The 15,896-nt window shown below is 59.7% G+C and carries 15 protein-coding genes; 6 read left to right on the plus strand and 9 right to left on the minus strand.

Going from position 1 to position 15,896, the window contains the following annotated elements; genetic code table 11:
• Window positions 1-20: 20 nt before the first annotated feature.
• From E5K03_RS03665 to E5K03_RS03680, 4 genes are all read right to left on the minus strand, one after another.
• The gene (locus E5K03_RS03665; RefSeq protein ID WP_138005015.1) at window positions 21-650 is read right to left on the minus strand and encodes a fibrillarin-like rRNA/tRNA 2'-O-methyltransferase; all 630 of its coding nucleotides are present in this window, start codon (window positions 648-650) and stop codon (window positions 21-23) included.
• The gene (locus E5K03_RS03670; protein ID WP_138005016.1) at window positions 647-1,489 is read right to left on the minus strand and encodes an NOP5/NOP56 family protein; all 843 of its coding nucleotides are present in this window, start codon (window positions 1,487-1,489) and stop codon (window positions 647-649) included. Before E5K03_RS03670 ends, E5K03_RS03665 begins: the two co-directional genes overlap by 4 nt.
• 79 nt (window positions 1,490-1,568) lie before the next feature.
• On the minus strand, window positions 1,569-2,210 hold the full coding sequence (locus E5K03_RS03675) for a rubrerythrin family protein (protein ID WP_138005017.1): 642 nt from the start codon (window positions 2,208-2,210) through the stop codon (window positions 1,569-1,571).
• Between the two features lie 56 nt (window positions 2,211-2,266).
• Window positions 2,267-3,127, minus strand: coding sequence for a sulfurtransferase (locus tag E5K03_RS03680; protein ID WP_138005018.1), 861 nt, complete (start codon window positions 3,125-3,127; stop codon window positions 2,267-2,269).
• Between the two features lie 237 nt (window positions 3,128-3,364).
• Between E5K03_RS03680 and E5K03_RS03685 the strand changes: the two genes are divergently transcribed.
• Entirely contained in the window at window positions 3,365-4,171 is an 807-nt protein-coding gene (locus E5K03_RS03685) for a sulfurtransferase (protein WP_138005019.1), read from the plus strand.
• 56 nt (window positions 4,172-4,227) lie between these two features.
• Entirely contained in the window at window positions 4,228-4,647 is a 420-nt protein-coding gene (locus E5K03_RS03690; RefSeq protein ID WP_138005020.1) for a hypothetical protein, read from the plus strand.
• Here E5K03_RS03690 and E5K03_RS03695 read toward each other — a convergent pair whose 3' ends face one another.
• Together E5K03_RS03695 and E5K03_RS03700 are read right to left on the minus strand one after the other, a co-directional pair.
• A complete protein-coding gene (locus E5K03_RS03695) occupies window positions 4,648-5,328 on the minus strand; it encodes a DUF6517 family protein (protein WP_138005021.1) in 681 nt (226 codons plus the stop codon).
• A gap of 4 nt (window positions 5,329-5,332) precedes the next feature.
• On the minus strand, window positions 5,333-6,286 hold the full coding sequence (locus tag E5K03_RS03700) for a transcription initiation factor IIB (protein ID WP_138005022.1): 954 nt from the start codon (window positions 6,284-6,286) through the stop codon (window positions 5,333-5,335).
• A gap of 268 nt (window positions 6,287-6,554) precedes the next feature.
• Here E5K03_RS03700 and E5K03_RS03705 point away from each other — a divergent pair, with 268 nt between their 5' ends.
• Window positions 6,555-7,190 (plus strand): METTL5 family protein, encoded by a 636-nt coding sequence (locus E5K03_RS03705; protein ID WP_138005023.1) that lies wholly within the window; start codon window positions 6,555-6,557, stop codon window positions 7,188-7,190.
• A 9-nt stretch (window positions 7,191-7,199) separates the two neighbouring features.
• Here the strand turns inward: E5K03_RS03705 and E5K03_RS03710 are convergent, their stop codons facing one another.
• Window positions 7,200-8,999, minus strand: a complete 1,800-nt coding sequence (locus tag E5K03_RS03710) for a rhomboid family intramembrane serine protease (RefSeq protein ID WP_138005024.1) — start codon at window positions 8,997-8,999, stop codon at window positions 7,200-7,202.
• Between the two features lie 176 nt (window positions 9,000-9,175).
• Between E5K03_RS03710 and E5K03_RS03715 the strand changes: the two genes are divergently transcribed.
• Window positions 9,176-11,167: an ATP-binding protein gene (locus E5K03_RS03715; protein ID WP_138005025.1), complete on the plus strand. Its 1,992-nt coding sequence runs from the start codon at window positions 9,176-9,178 to the stop codon at window positions 11,165-11,167.
• On the opposite strand, the gene proS is transcribed toward E5K03_RS03715, so the two are convergent.
• A complete protein-coding gene (gene proS, locus E5K03_RS03720) occupies window positions 11,164-12,627 on the minus strand; it encodes a proline--tRNA ligase (RefSeq protein WP_138005026.1) in 1,464 nt (487 codons plus the stop codon). The genes E5K03_RS03715 and proS overlap by 4 nt on opposite strands.
• 117 nt (window positions 12,628-12,744) lie before the next feature.
• Between proS and E5K03_RS03725 the strand changes: the two genes are divergently transcribed.
• Window positions 12,745-13,002 (plus strand): type II toxin-antitoxin system HicB family antitoxin, encoded by a 258-nt coding sequence (locus E5K03_RS03725; RefSeq protein WP_138005027.1) that lies wholly within the window; start codon window positions 12,745-12,747, stop codon window positions 13,000-13,002.
• Window positions 13,003-13,006: 4 nt separating this feature from the next.
• Here E5K03_RS03725 and E5K03_RS03730 read toward each other — a convergent pair whose 3' ends face one another.
• On the minus strand, window positions 13,007-13,492 hold the full coding sequence (locus E5K03_RS03730; RefSeq protein ID WP_138005028.1) for a hypothetical protein: 486 nt from the start codon (window positions 13,490-13,492) through the stop codon (window positions 13,007-13,009).
• Between the two features lie 226 nt (window positions 13,493-13,718).
• Between E5K03_RS03730 and E5K03_RS03735 the strand changes: the two genes are divergently transcribed.
• Window positions 13,719-15,647, plus strand: coding sequence for a beta-CASP ribonuclease aCPSF1 (locus E5K03_RS03735; protein ID WP_138005029.1), 1,929 nt, complete (start codon window positions 13,719-13,721; stop codon window positions 15,645-15,647).
• Window positions 15,648-15,896: the final 249 nt, after the last annotated feature.

Below are 15,896 nucleotides of genomic sequence, written 5' to 3' on the forward strand. Positions count from 1 at the left end.
AACACAACCGCCGCCGAGGCTTACTGTTTCCGCGCGACAACCCCGAGGTGATCGTCGTGATACGGTTCGAGCGATCGCGTTTCGAGGATCTCGTATGTCTCTTCGAGTTCATCGAGGACGCGATCGTAAACTGCCTCGGGATCAGCGGTCACGTCCTCGCTGCGGGCTTTGATCGCCGCGAGCAACACGCCATCCTCATCGAGAAAGGTCGCATTCCGCGCCGCAACGGTTGCCTGCCCTCTCGTTGCGACATCCTGGATGATCGCGTCTAGGTTCGATTCGACGACGTGCGCGTACGTTTCGGGCTGGCGGGCGTCTTTCAAAAGCGGGAACAGGTTCGATCGATCCGCAGCCACCGACACGAGGTCTCGAACCGGACGTGGGGCGAACTCCACGGCATACGTTGGGCCGGCAAAATCAGCGACGTGACTGACTGTCGTACCGCTCGCCGCCCCGAGGTATAGAACGGATTCGCCACCAGACAGCGGGACGTCCATTCCGAGTTCCAACATCGCGCCGAGCTTCGATCGACCCGCATCCCACACACGCCACTGGCCGTCTGTTGGCTCGCCGTAGACGGGTTCGCCGCTCGTTGCGAGTCGCTCGCGGCCGTCGAACGCACGCCGAACGATACCGTCTGGAAGCGTCATTCCTCACCTCCGTCGGTTCGCGCCTGGATCGTGGCGATTCGATCGCGCAGCTCTTCGTGGATTTCCTCGCGGTACTCGCCGCTGTAGTGGTCGATCCGCGCGGCGATCGAGAGCTTCCCCGCAAATGCGCGGGCCGCAGAGCCACGGTTGTCTGGGTGGGTTCCACGCACGTATTCGTGGGTGAAGATGATCCCGTGTTTTGGCGAGGTGCCGTGGCCGGCGAGGTGTGCAAACAGCGCGTCCTCCGCGCCGAGTACCTGCACGGTCCCGCTCGGTTTCTTTGCGAGCGCCTCAAGTCCGCCCGCGAGCGCGATGAGCCGCGCAGCGAGCACCGAACCGGCCATTGCGTCGAGATTCGGCGCGATCTGAGGGGTTTGTCGCTCGATGAACGATCGCAATGTCTCGGCTTCTTCAGCCAGTGCATCGACCTGCTCGGCCAGCGCGAGGACGTGCCCCTCTGCGTCGGTCTGTGGCTCGCGACCCGCGAGCGATCGGACTCCTGCGACCGTCGGCTCAGCCTCCTCAAAGAGCGTTCCCGCCCACTCGGCGGTCCGTTCGGCGAGTTCATTCGCGAGCCGCTCAGTATCGTCCATTGATCGAACTGCATGCACGAGCTGGCTGTCGTCTGCCTGCTCGCGGCTTCGAACGGCTCGTCTGGCGGCCTCGATCGTCGCGACCCTGAGTCGATCGTAGTACTCGGTTTCGCTGTCGGCGTACCCCTTGTCGACGGCGATCGACGGCCATGCGCGGGGCGTTTCAGCGCTCCCCGACGCGATCGAATCGATCGCTCCCTCGGTGTCGCCGGGCGGCAGTCCCGCGAACCAGGCGTCGTCTGTCATACGATCTGGTACCGCACCCGCTGGTATGTACCCTTCGCACTCGGAGGGCCGCATACCGTGAAAATCCCAGCCGGTTCGATCAACACACCGGCTTCGGGTTCACACCCATCGATTCGAGCGAGTCAGTGTACTCCTCGTAGGCCGCCTGAATCGCTTCCGTCGCCGCCTCGACCGCCTGGTCGACATCCGCGTCGTCTGCACACACCTCCTCGATCAGCTCGAGTGCCTGCTCGATCTGCTCTGTGACATCCGAACCAAGTTCGCGGAACACTGACGCGGTTCGTGGGTCGGCGTCACCGACAAAATAGCCAGTGTACTGTTCTTTCGACTTCTTTGCGACCAGACACCGACCCAACAGCGCGCCGGCGCGATCGATCGTCGCCTCGTACTCTCGGAGCACAGCCTGGATCGCCGGCACGTCGCTCGTGTCGAGATCCTCGTCGGCTGGATCGTCGAGCTTCGAAACAACGGTCTCGAAGTGTTCGGCCTCAACAGCGGCGATCGACTCGAACGTCTCGCGTGCGCCTTCATGGGATTCGTCTTCGGCCCACCCCTCGAGGGTTTCCTGGGCAGCTCGCTCGGCGACCGCAGCCGCGCGGAGCACGGTCGTCGCGTCGAGTTCACCGCCGGTTTCGGCGTACAGTGCTTTTGACGAGCCGAGCCGTGAGAGTGCGGTTGCGTTTTTTGTTTCGATGCGATCGCGGAGCGCCGAGGAAGTCATGACTATTGGTTCGTTGGGCGTCGTGATAAAAAAGTCGTCTTGGGCAGAGCGCGCGCTTACTCGCCTTTTTCGATCGGCGCGCCGACGAGGTTGCCCCACTCGGTCCACGAGCCGTCGTAGTTGATCGTGTCGTCGTAGCCGAGTAGCTCGTGCAGCGCGAACCACGCGACCGAGGATCGCTCGCCGATTCGGCAGTACGCGACGGTCGTCTCGTCGCCGTCGATGCCCTTGTCGGCGTACAGCTCACGAATCTCGTCTGCGCTTTTGAAGGTGCCGTCGTCGTTCGTGACTGCAGCCCACGAGATGTTCTGTGCGCCCGGAATGTGTCCGCCTCGCTGGGCAGTCTCCTGCAGTCCTGGCGGCGCGAGAATCTCGCCGGAGAACTCCTCTGGGCTGCGCACGTCAACGAGCGGCAGACCACGATCGATCGCTTTCTCGACATCGTCGCGGTACGCGCGGATCGACTCCCGTGGACCGGAGGCCTTGTACTCCTGTCCGGAGAATGAGGGAACCTCGTCGGTCGTCGGATAGTCGTTCTCGATCCAGTACTCGCGGCCGCCGTCGAGCAGCTTCACGTCCTCGTGGCCGTAGTATTTGAACTGCCAGTAGGTATACGCCGCGAACCAGTTGGCGTTGTCGCCGTAGAGAACGACCGTCGAATCGTCGGTGATCCCGTGTGAACCGAGTAGCTCCTCGAAGTCCTCCTTCGTGAGAATGTCACGAGTTGTCTGATCTTGCAGCTGGGTCTCCCAGTTGAACCCGATCGCCCCGGGCGCGTGCGAGTCTTCATAGGCCTCCGTGTCCACGTCAACTTCGACCAGTCGGTGGGCGGGGTCGTCAGACTCGAAGGCGTCCAGGTTCGATTCGACCCAGTCAGCCGTTACGAGTACGTCGTTCGCGTATTCAGATTGACTCATACATCCACCCATATGGTCTGGATCCTCTTAGACCCTCTATCGGCGGTGAAAACAGCCGACCGATCGGAAAAGAAGAAAAATCTGCCGATAAATTGCAGCACACACAGCTCCGTAGCCGCGGGAAGCCACAGGTCAGGGCCGGGTCAACAAACAACCAGCAATAATTGCAGTCGCTTTGGTTTCCCGCACAGGAGGCCGTATCAGAGAATACAGGTACATTGGGCGAAAAAAGCGCGTATGGACACACAGTGGCTCGTGTCGATCGAGGACGTTCCGCTCGATGATCCAGCAGTTCAGATCGTCGACGTGCGTGAGGCTTGGGAGTACGACGCGATCGGTCACTTGCCGGGTGCGGTGAACATTCCGTTCGAGCAGTTCCGTGACGACGCGTCGGCAGATCCGGGGACACTGCCCGGTCAGTCGGTCTTCGAGTCGTTACTTGGCGAGTCCGGGATCGCTCCGGACGGTCGAATTATCGCCTACGACGACACCCATGGCGTCTTCGCCGCTCGATTTTTGCTCACCGCGATCGTATACGGCCACACGAACGTCTCGCTGCTCGATGGCGATTTCAGCGCGTGGAAGCGGACACGGGCAATATCGACCGATACACCCGAGGTCAGCTCCGTCGAATACAGTCGACCGCCGGTCGCGCTCGATCGCGATGGTTCGCCACTCGTCGATACCGAAACCGTCGAGTCCCTGCTCGAGTCGGGGACAGTCACCCTCATCGACACCCGAGAGCCCCACGAGTACGCGGCAGGGCATCTCCCCGGAGCGATTCGACTCGACTGGATGGAGCTGGTCGACACCGAGAGCCGAGGGATTCGTCCTGCGGCGGAGATCGAGGCAGTTCTGGAAGAACGGGAGATTCCAACCGATCGAAGCCAGCCGATCGTCCTCTACTGCAATACTGCTCGCCGACTCAGCCACACCTACGTCGTCCTCCGATCGATCGGCTTCGAGGACGTTCGCGTCTACGAAGGAAGCCTCACCGTGTGGGACGGACCACTCGAGGCAGACCCAACCGATCCAAACCAGTGAGCGCAGTGTGCATTCGGAGCGTTGATGCGGACGGCTCCCAAATCAGCAGCTAACGCATGCAGAGCGCAGATCCGACGGTCATCCGGTCGATCGCGGTCACTGTCGACGATCTCGTCTCGGCGCTGGAGGCGACCGAACGAACGGCGATCAACGCGGTGCTCAGGATCACGCCCCCGTTTAACGGCCGAATGCGCGCACGGCTCCACATCGCGGGTGGCGAGGGCCACTACGACGCCAGCCCGCAGCCAATTCACATTCATCCCCAGAAGTTTGTCGACGGACTGGCGCCATACCCGGAGGTCGACGAAACAGCGCAGACGATCGACGAGAGCGGCTACAGCGTCGAGAAACACCGCGCAGCCCACGAACGAGCCGTCGGTCACTGGCGGCAGTCGATCCGCAATCATCTCGTTGGCACTGTCGAGATCGAAATCGAAGATGGTTCACACAAAATCGCCGTCAGCTATCTGGGTTGATCAGTCGTTGCTGTCGGCAGAAATCGAGACCGGATGCTCGATCGCTTCGAACAACGACAGGATCGTTGGCTCTTCTTCGGATCGAAGTTGTTCTGGATAAATTCCAACGCCAATTACAAAGTCGTCCGCACTGCGGGCGGTTCCAACGTGAGCGATCACATCGACGGTCTGTCCTTCAACCGTCGCCTCAGCACGAAACGCAGTAACGTCGGTTTCCGTTTCCACCATCGAAACTGTCGAGGAGCCGATTTCTTCTGGTGAAGAGATCGAACCGTACTCACCGCTGACGAGCTCTAAGACCTCTTGGCTCGATAGCTCGCCGACCGGGTTCAGCTCCTGGCCAACAATCTCAACGACGGGTGTCGTGACGATCGCAAATACGCCAGCATCGATCGATCCAACTGCTGGCAGTTCTGCTTCTTTCCGATAGATGACGAGATGGTTTGTGGCCTCAACTTCCCGCGTTTGATCCCCCACAGAGACCTCTTCGTTAAGCGTCTGCGGCTCCCGACGCTCGAGTTCGTAGCCGGTTCCCGCAAGTGCCTCCTCTGAGACCGTCGCTTCTTCTGCGGCCACAGTCAACGGCTCATCGCCGGTAACGAAACCGAGACAGCCAGCGGTCGCTGTTGCGACAGTAACACCGAGTGCGATCGCCCCTCGTCGGGTGTACGTCGGCTGCATTCGGCTATCGAAAGCCCATCGCTTCGATCTGTTCTTGATACCGGTTCCGGATCGTGACTTCGGTGACCTGGGCGACATCAGCGACCTCTCGTTGGGTCTTCTTTTCATTACAAAGCAGTGACGCCGCATAGATCGCCGCGGCGGCGAATCCGGTCGGTGATTTTCCCGACAACAACCCCTGCTCTGCGGAGACGTCGATGATCTCTGTCGCTTTCGATTGCACCTCCTCAGAAAGTCCGAGTGAGGACGCGAACCGAGGGACAAACTGCTTTGGGTCGACCGGTTTGAGCTCCAAGCCGAGTTCCTGAGAGATGTAGCGATATGTCCGCCCGATCTCTTTTTGTGGAACTCGCGAAACCTCGGCGACTTCGTCGAGCGATCGCGGAATTCCTTCCTGTCGGCATGCAGCGTACAACGCGGCGGTGGAGACGCCTTCGATCGATCGGCCGCGGATGAGATCTTCACTGAGTGCGCGACGATAGATGACTGAGGCGACCTCGCGAACCGATCGCGGGACTCCCAGTGCGGATGCCATCCGGTCGATCTCTGAGAGGGCGAACTGAAGGTTACGTTCACCGGCGTCTTTGGTACGAATGCGTTCTTGCCACTTGCGCAGTCGGTGCATCTGGCTGCGCTTTTCTGAGGACAGCGATCGCCCGTAGGCGTCTTTGTCCTTCCAGTCGATCGTCGTCGTCAGCCCGCGATCGTGCATCGTTTCGGTGATCGGTGCGCCAACGCGAGACTTACTTTGGCGCTCAGAATGATTGAACGCACGCCATTCGGGTCCTCGATCGATCTGGCGCTCGTCGAGCACGAGCCCACAGTCGTCACAAACCAACTCGCCCTGATCGGCATCAGTAATAATCTCATCAGAGCCACACTCCGGACAAGAGAGCGTTTCATCCGCTTTTTGCTCCGATTCGCGCTGCTTTCGACGCTGTCTGCTCGGACGCTCCATTATATCCGGTTGTTGTTCGGTGGGTATTTAAATCTTTGCGGTAACTATAAATGTTGAGAGGGTTCTGTCGATTTGAATGTTACGACAAATTCACCGAACATACCGAACGATTTGCTCGTTCGTACAGCTCTCGTATGGTATTACCAACAGGTATGTGACAAATGCTTTTACATAACTATTGAGTATGATAGGGTATGCACGAATTGAACGGGGCCGAACACAGTATGCGCGACCACAGCGGCTCGATCGAACCAGGAGGCGGTAGCTGATGGCAACAAAACGAGCTCTCGCTGGACAGCTGTCGGTCGTAGCAGGATTCGACAATCCTCGAGCAGAACTCGAACAGTACCCAACACCGCCGGAGCTGGCTGCTCACGTGATTCACCTCGCAGATCTCCACAACGATATCGCCGGGCGTACCGTCGTCGATCTTGGGACTGGAACCGGGATGTTGGCACTCGGTGCCGCCCTTCGTGGGCCGGCACGAGTCATTGGCGTCGAGATCGATCGAACGGCGCTCACGACCGCGACGACAAATCGAAAACGGGTCGGGACGACAACACCAATTCACTGGATTCAGGGCGATGGCGGACAGGTTCCGCTTCGCATCCCCGAGCCAGCGACAGTCGTGATGAATCCGCCGTTTGGGGCCCAAAACGGGGCAAAAGGGGCAGATCGTCGGTTTCTCGCCAGCGCAGCGGCGATCGCCGACGTCTCCTACTCAGTCCACAACCGCGGCAGCAAGTCGTTCATCGAAGCTTTCGCTGCAGACAACGGTGGAGCGGTCACACACGCCTTCGAGGCTGCTTTCGACGTGGACAATCAGTACGATCACCACACGGACGAGCGTCGTGAACTCGCGACCGAAGTGTACCGGATCGAGTGGACATCGACAGACGACTGATCGCAGTCGCTATCTCACTCGCCGATCTTCGCCGTAGCGCTCTTTGTCGGCGATCCGGACGATCGTGTCTGTCCGCTCGTGTTCGACGAACAGTCGGCCCTCGACGTTGTGAATCGTAAAGTTTCCCAGCGACGTGTTTTCTCCAGCGGCAGGGATCGCAGTTCGGATCGCTTCGTCGCTGTCGATGCGTTCTGTGGGAGTCACCGAGTGGTTCCGCTCGTTCGACTCGTTCGTCACGTTCATTTCACTCGTCTCATTTGTCTCGGTTTCGTTGACGGCCGTCCTTGCGGGGGTCGCAACGACGACGAACTCCGCAGCTTCTGTAACGATCGACAGCCGACTGCCGGCGACGATCGGCTCTGCAGTCACGGGATCAGCGCGATAGGCCGTACGGGTCGTATTGTCGTGTGAAAGCGTAATTCGGTAGGTTGTCCCGCCGTTTGTCGCGACCCATCCCTCGCGTGTCGCGACCACGGTTTCCTGCCAGCCGATACCGCCGACGCGGACGGTCGATCGTCCCTCGAAGCCGAGCCGGCCGGCTGTTGTCGCGGTCGTCCAGACGTGTTTGTCGGTGTTCCTGACGATCACTCCCGAGGTGTTTACTTGGGTGGTCTCGCCGAACGCCTCGACGTCGACGACACCAACGAGGCCATCTGGGACGTCCTCGCCATAGGTGATCTCATACCCGTCGATCTCGATCGGATCGCCGGGGAGTGCAGCGTCGTCGGCGGTCGTAAGACTGACAGGGATCGTCGGGCCGACGAGCAGTGCGATCGCGACCACAACGACAAGCGCCGCGGCCTGTCGGCCAGTTGCCGAGGCGATCGATTCGCGAATCGTGTTCGGAGCGGTGACCGCACGGGCGGGGAGCAGGGGTCGATCGGGAGCGGTGGCTGCGGCCGCAATCACGGTCGCGAGCACGAACACGAGCGCCAGTCCAATCGCCCGATACAGCACGTACTCCTCGCCGCCGCGGTACCAGTATATTGCCCACAGCGACTGGCTAATCCCGTATAGTAGCGCACCGATCCACAGCCGCGAGGCCGACGGGGGCGTGTCACTTCGATACCACAGTAAAGCGAGCGCACATGCCACGCCAAAGAACAGGCCGATTGCGTGTCCCTGGACCGCGATCCCGGCGAACCACGGGGTGTTGTAGCCGGGCTGGGCAGTCGAAATCTGAACCGGAGTAGAAAACGCATTGTAGAGGCCGCTCAAGACACCGCGCGCCGAGAGGGCGACAATCGTCGCGATCGGGTAGTACACAAGCGCGAAGCCGGCGAACGCGTACACAACGCCCGAAAAGCCGATCGCCGGCCCCAACGAGAAGATCCCAGTCAGTATCCCGACAGCAACGACGCCGGCTGGGAAGACGAGAAACGCTCGCGCACGCGGGTCGGTCCACAGCCACGATCGCACATCGCCGATAGCCGTCGATGCGGGACGGCCGAACACGCCTGCGGCGTCGGATTTTGTCGTCGCGTAGTGGCCGAACGCGTACTCCGCAAGTGGCGCGAGCGCGAGCGTGCCGATCATGTTGCCACGGAGGTGTCCGTAGTTGGCGTGGGCGAACCCCGAAATCAACACCGCACCCGGATCGAAGTAACTCCACGCCCGAAACGGGATCACAGTCGGTTCGTATCGGTCGGAGATCCCGCCCTGGATGAAGAGGTAGACGCCGATCACGATCGCCATCGAGACCAGGGTCCCCCACGGCACGCCGTAGAGAAACCGCGATCGGAGGGCCGAAACCGGCTCCATTCCACCATCGAGTCGCGAGAGGACAACGACCGAAACCACAACTGTCACAGCGAGCAAAATCTCATAGATTGGAACGACACTGAGAGGTGGTAGTTCGGAAATTACAGCGGATCCGATAGCCGTGAGGGGCCCCGCGATCGCCATATCTCATCCATCGACCGAGGCGGTATCAATGCCTCGGTCGAACGCGTGGTATTTATCAAAACACGGGTTCAATCATAGCTATGGCTCCCGGTCATCCACATACGGTGCTCATTGTGGATGACAATCGCGAGTGTGCCGCGTTCATAAAGCGAATGCTCGAACGCGAAGACGAGGCCCTAGCCGTCTCCGTAGAGACCGAGCCCTCATCGGTCGATTCGCACGTGGCCGCCGGCGAGGTGGACTGTGTCGTCAGTGAGTACGATCTGGCGGCGACGACCGGTATCGAACTACTCACGAGGGTTCGTGAGTGCGATCCAACGCTGCCGTATGTCCTGTTTACGGGAGACGAGACGGCGATTACCGCCGGCCGTGCACTGAGGGCGGGCGTCACCGACTACGTACGCAAAGACGACAGCACCGACCAGTTTGCTGTGCTCGCAAACCGGATCAAAATCGCTGTCGAACATAACCGGGACACACAGCGACAACGTGACGGTCAACAGCGCACCCCCGTGGACGACAGAGAGCGCAATCGAGAACTCGAACGCTACACCCGTCTCATCGAGTACTCGCCAGATTTGCTCGTCGTATTGAACGAAGACATGTCCGTCCGGTACCAGAGCCCACCGTCGCCGCTATTCGAGTGGGAGCCGCGTGATATCATGGGTACTGACCCACTTTCGAACATCCACTCTGATGATCGATCGAAGGTTATCGATCACTTCGCACAGATCGTCTCGAACCCTGCCGCCATCGATACCACCGAGTTGCGTGTGAGAGACGCCAATGGGGCGTGGCGGTGGGTTGAGAGTCGAGCACAGAACTTCCTCGGCGATGAAGCGATCGACGGTATCCTCGTCGTACTGCGAGAGATCACCGATCGAAAACAACAAGAGCGACAGCTCACGCGGTACAGCGAGACGCTCGAGGCGTTGCAGACGACAACACGATCACTACTTGAGACAACAAAAACAGATGCTGCAGCACGACGGGCGATTGCTGGGCTCGAGACGGTCTTCGCGTTCGATATTGCCGGCATCTGGCTTCGCGAGGCCGACAAACCGGCACTCAAGCCAATCGCAATCTCCGATCGCGGCCGAGACCTCGTCGCAGATCCACCGACGTACACCGAACACGAACCGTCACTGTCGTGGGCTGCATACGAGGCGGGTGAGATCGACTACGTGTCCGATATGTCTGCCCGCAAATCGGCAGCCAACCCGGACACGCCGATCGCCAGTGAGTTGATCGTTCCGCTCGGCGAGTACGGCGTGTTGAACATCGGATCGACTGATACCGAGGCGTTCGACGAGCAAGAGATCCGGTTGGTCGAGTTATGGGCGGAGACACTCACGATGGTGTTCGCACGAATAACGCAACTCGAGGTACTCGAAGACCGCGAGTCGGCGTTACAACGTGAGCGTGACCGGCTCGACGAGTTCGCAGGGTTAATCTCACACGACCTGCGAAACCCGCTGAACGTCGCCGCTGGACGCGCCCAACTGGCGAGCGAAGAGTGCAACAGCGAGCACCTTCCCACGGTCACTAAAGCCCTCGATCGGATGGAAACTATGCTCGAAGACCTCCTTGAGTTGGCACGGCAGGGTTCAGTAGTCGGGGAGACCGAACCGGTCGACTTGGCGGCTCTTGTTGACGAGAGCGCACAAACCGTGTCGGCTGACGGTGGGAGAATCGACCTGATCGATTCTGCGACCGTGTTGGCCGACCAAAGCCGGCTGTCGGAGGCGCTCGAGAACCTCTTTCGAAACAGTGTCGAACACGCCGGCACCGATGTGACGATCACCGTGGGCGTCATCGCTGATCAGCAGGGGATCTACGTAGCCGATGACGGGATTGGGATCCCGGAACCAGACCGCGAGACCGTCTTCGAAAGTGGCTATTCGACGAGCGATTCGGGAACTGGCTTCGGACTCGCGATCGTCAAAGAGATCTGTACTGCACACGGCTGGGAGGTACACGTAACAGAAAGCGAGGCCGGCGGAGCCCGCTTCGATATCACCGGCATGGAGTTCATCAACGAGCAGTCACAAACCCCGTCAGCGGATTCTTAATAGCTCTTTGCGAAATACGCCGTCTGGGTTGCAGATTCACCACAGATCGCACACGTGTCCTCGTCGTCGACCTCTTCGTCTTCCTCAAAGGGACACATGACGATTTCCGCGGCGATCGGCTCTTTAATGACCGCCTCGCAGGCTTCGTCGCCACACCACGACGTCTTGACATAGCCGCCGTATTGGCCGATCGTACCGAGAATTTCTTCGCGGGAGTCTGCCTCGCGGACGTTTGCTTCGAGGTTCTCCTCGGCGGCTGCGTACAGTTTCGCGTACACCTCGTCGAAGTGATCGAACACGACCTCGTCGATTTCGTTTCGATCCTCGGCGGTTGACTCGCCGTCGGGACGGTGGACGACGGTTACCTCACGGTCTTCGACCTCGTGGGGACCGATTTCGAAGCGGACCGGGACGCCGTTGAGCTCGTGTTCGTTGAATTTGAAGCCGGGATTGCGGTCGTCGCGATCGTCGAGTTCGACGCGGACGCCCGCATCCTCGAGGTCTTCATAGATCCCTTCGGCATAGTCGAGCACGTCGTCTTTCGTGTCTTCTTGATAAATCGGGACGATGACGACCTGCTCGGGGGCGATCGTCGGCGGGAGGACAAGCCCCTGGTCGTCAGAGTGGGTCATGATGAGCGCGCCGATCGATCGCCACGACAACCCCCACGAGGTCGTATGTGCGGGTCGCTCTTCTTCGTCCTCGTCGGAGTAGGTGATGTCGAACGCCTCCGCAAAGGAGGTCCCGAGATGGTGGCTCGTCGCGGCCTGAACGGACTTGCCGTCGGGCATCAACGCCTCAACGGTCGTCGTCGTGTGCGCACCGGGGAACTTGTCGTGTTCGGGTTTACGACCGCGGAGCACAGGGATCGCGAGCAGGTCCTCGTAGATCGACTCGTACTGATCAAGCCGCAGTATCGTTTCGTCCCACGCCTCGTCGTGGGTTGCGTGGGCGGTGTGGCCCTCCTGCCAGAGGAACTCTTTGGTTCGGAAAAACGGCTTCGTGTCGGTCGCTTCCCAACGGACGACAGACACCCACTGATTGACCCGCAACGGGAGGTCACGATGGCTGCGGATCCACTGGGACATGTACGGAGCGATGATCGACTCGCTCGTCGGACGGACCGCAAGCGGTTCTTCGAGCTCGGTGTGTCCGCCTTTCGTGACCCACGCGACCTCTGGATCGAATCCCTCAACGACGTCCTTCTCGCGCTCGAGGTAGCTTTTCGGGATGAACATCGGGAAGTACGCGTTCTGGACGCCGGTCGATTTGAACTTCCCGTCGAGTTCGGCTTTGATCGCCTCCCATAGCGCGTACCCACGCGGTCGGGTGATAATGAAGCCGCTCATTCCTTCGGGCGCGTAGTTCGCGAGCCCGGCCTTCTGGACGACCTCGGCGTACCACTCGCCAGTCTGGTGCTCTTTGGACTTGGTTATCCCAAGCGCTTGCTCGTCGGTCATTACTCCGAAATTCCCGAGCGGACGCTTAAAAGGTGCGAAGCTGTGGGAGACGATGTCAGCAACGCAATCGCTCATTCGTGAAAATATATTCGTGGGTCTCGCGTACGTCAGCGTACCATGAGTACCGGTGTTGAACCGACAATTACGCCCACAGACGATGGTGACAGGTGGGTAGCAAAAGACACCGAGACAGGTGTTGTGAGCCAAGGAAAAACCCGAGAAGAGGCCCTAGCCAATCTTGATGAAGCGGTCGCAGGGTACCACGGCGAAGGGCGATCGCCCACGGACGAGGAACTCCGAGAGGCTGGAATTGATCCAGACAAGAACGTGTCTGGCGAGCCGAATGCCGACATTTTCGAGTCAGGACGAAAATAGGTTCTCAACGATCGATCGAAAACGGATTCTCGCGTTCGGTCCACGCCCAGCCGGGCAGCCGGGTCTGGAATCCAGCGGCGAGCGCGGCGTCGAGGTCGTCCGCACCGGCGTTCTCGTCATCACTCCCGTGAGTGTGTATATCCGCAAAATGAAATGTCGCCTGCGCCAAAAGCGCCAACGGCTGCCCGCCGGCGATCGTCGCCGCAAGCTCGCGACCCAATACTTCGTCGACGATGAATCCCGGATAATCGCCGTCGACATCCAGCTCGCGGAGCAGCCCAACGAACCCGGTGATGTTCACCGCGAGATCGCCGTCGGCGAATACCTCGTCGACCGCCTGTTGGTAGTCTACGGTCGTAACCGACGCGACGTCGGTCTCGAACAGCGTTCCGAGCCGATCGCGCGTCTCGTTGATAAGTGGAACGACGATCGACGCGCGGTCACGGACGCGTCGATGCGCAGCGGCGACTCGTTTCGGAGTGACGTGCATGAGTCAACAACGCAGTCAAGATGCTTCGGGTTTGCGAAGGCTTTTATAACAATAAGCAAGTAGAGAGGACTAAGCGGGTTTTCGCTGCCTGTTCCCGCATTCGTACACCTATCAGACAGTATCAGTATATGTGCTCGAACGGTGCGACTCATGTGGCCGTATGGCCCTGTCGCAGTTCCGTCGATCGGCAACTGCGCATCCTCGCGCCGTCGAGTTTCTCCGAGATATGAGTTCAGTAGATAAACAACTCGACGAACTGAAAGCAGAAGTTGAAGAGCAGATCCCGAACGACATCACCGTTTCGGACGTCAAATACGAGGGTCCCGAACTCGTCCTGTACACGCCCGATCCAAAGCGCTTCGCGAGCGACGGCGATCTCATTCGAACACTTGCGAGCCGGTTCCGAAAGCGGATTACAGTCCGTCCGGATCCGACCGCGCTGACCCAGACTGACGCCGCCGCAGAAAAGATCCGATCGATCATCCCTGCAGAGGCGAACGTCACCGATTTGGATTTCCACCACGATACCGGAGAAGTCGTCATTGAGGCCGCAAAGCCGGGAATGGTGATCGGCCGCCACGGCTCAACGCTGCGAGAGATCACAAAAGAGGTCGGCTGGACCCCGGAGGTCGTTCGGACGCCGCCGATCGAGTCGTCGACAGTCTCGAACGTTCGAAATTTCCTCAAACAAGAGCGCGAGGATCGTCGTGACATCCTCGAACGCGTCGGTCGCCAGATCCACCGCGAGCAACTGAGCCGTGAAGAGTGGGTCCGAATCTCGACGCTCGGGTGCTGTCGAGAGGTCGGTCGCGCGAGCTTCGTGCTCTCGACCGCAGACACCCGCATCCTGATCGACTGTGGGGACAAACCCGGCGCAGAGGGCGAAGTGCCGTACCTGCAAGTCCCGGAGGCGCTTGGCTCAGGAGCCAACTCGATCGACGCGGTCGTGTTGACCCACGCCCACCTCGATCACTCCGCGCTCGTCCCGCTGTTGTTCAAATACGGCTACGACGGCCCGATTTACTGTACAGAACCGACCCGGGATTTGATGGGACTGCTCCAGCTCGACTACCTCGACGTGGCGGTCAAAGAAGGCCGGACGCCGCCGTACGAATCCGAGATGGTTCGAGAGACAATCAAACACACCATCCCGATCGAGTACGGCGACGTAACCGACATTGCTCCCGACATCAAGCTCACCTTCCACAACGCAGGCCACATCCTCGGCTCTGCAGTGTCGCACTTCCACATCGGCGATGGGATGTACAACGTCGCGTTCTCAGGGGACATCCACTACGACGACACCCGCCTTTTCAACGGCGCAGTCAATGACTTCCCGCGCGTCGAAACCCTCGTCATGGAGTCGACGTACGGCGGACGAAACGACTACCAGACTGATCAGGAAGACTCCGAGCAGAACCTGATCGAAATTATCAACGAAACGTACGAGAAGGGCGGCAAAATTGTCATTCCGGCGTTCGCTGTGGGGCGCTCCCAGGAGATTATGCTCGTCTTAGAGGAAGCGATGCGATCCGGCAAGATCCCCTCGATGCCGGTCCACCTCGACGGGATGATCTGGGAGGCAACCGCTATCCACACGACCTATCCCGAGTATCTCCGTGACGATCTCCGCGATCGCATCTTCCACGAGGACAAAAACCCGTTCCTCGCCGACGAGTTCAACCACATCGACGCCGGCGAGGAAGAGCGACAGGAGGTTGCTGACGGCGATCAGTGTATCATCCTCTCGACGTCCGGGATGGTTACCGGCGGGCCGATCATGTCGTGGCTGCGCCACATCGGGCCGGACCCAGACTCACGGCTCGTCTTTGTTGGGTATCAGGCACAGGGAACGCTGGGCCGCCGTATCCAGAACGGCTGGGACGAGATTCCGATCAACGATCGAAACGGCAACGGCGGTCGGAATAACACGCTCTCTTTGAAGATGGACGTTGCGACCGTCGACGGCTTCTCCGGGCACGCCGATCGCCAGGGACTCATGAACTTCGTGCGAACGATGAACCCTCGGCCGGAGAAGGTGCTCTGTGTCCACGGCGACGAGCGATCGGTGCAGGACCTCTCGTCGGCGCTGTATCACAAATTTAACATGCGGACGTTCGCGCCGAAGAACCTCGAAACCTTCCGGTTCAAGTGAGCGGTTCTCAGAGCTATTGCGTCTAAGCGATCGATAAAAACAGATGGCTCTGTTGAAATCCTATTGTTCAGACATATTATTGCCTGAAACGTACGATCGCTGAAGGGTGCGTACCCACCGCAATGATAAAACGGCCCAATACTGTTGTGCCTATATGGATCGCACAGAATTGCTTCTCGCTCTGATTGCGTTCCTGTTAGCTGCGCTTGTTTACGAAACAGGGGATGGAAATACACCAGAATTCATCGT

This window comes from Halalkalirubrum salinum (assembly GCF_005543295.1).
GTDB lineage: Archaea > Halobacteriota > Halobacteria > Halobacteriales > Haloferacaceae > Halalkalirubrum > Halalkalirubrum salinum.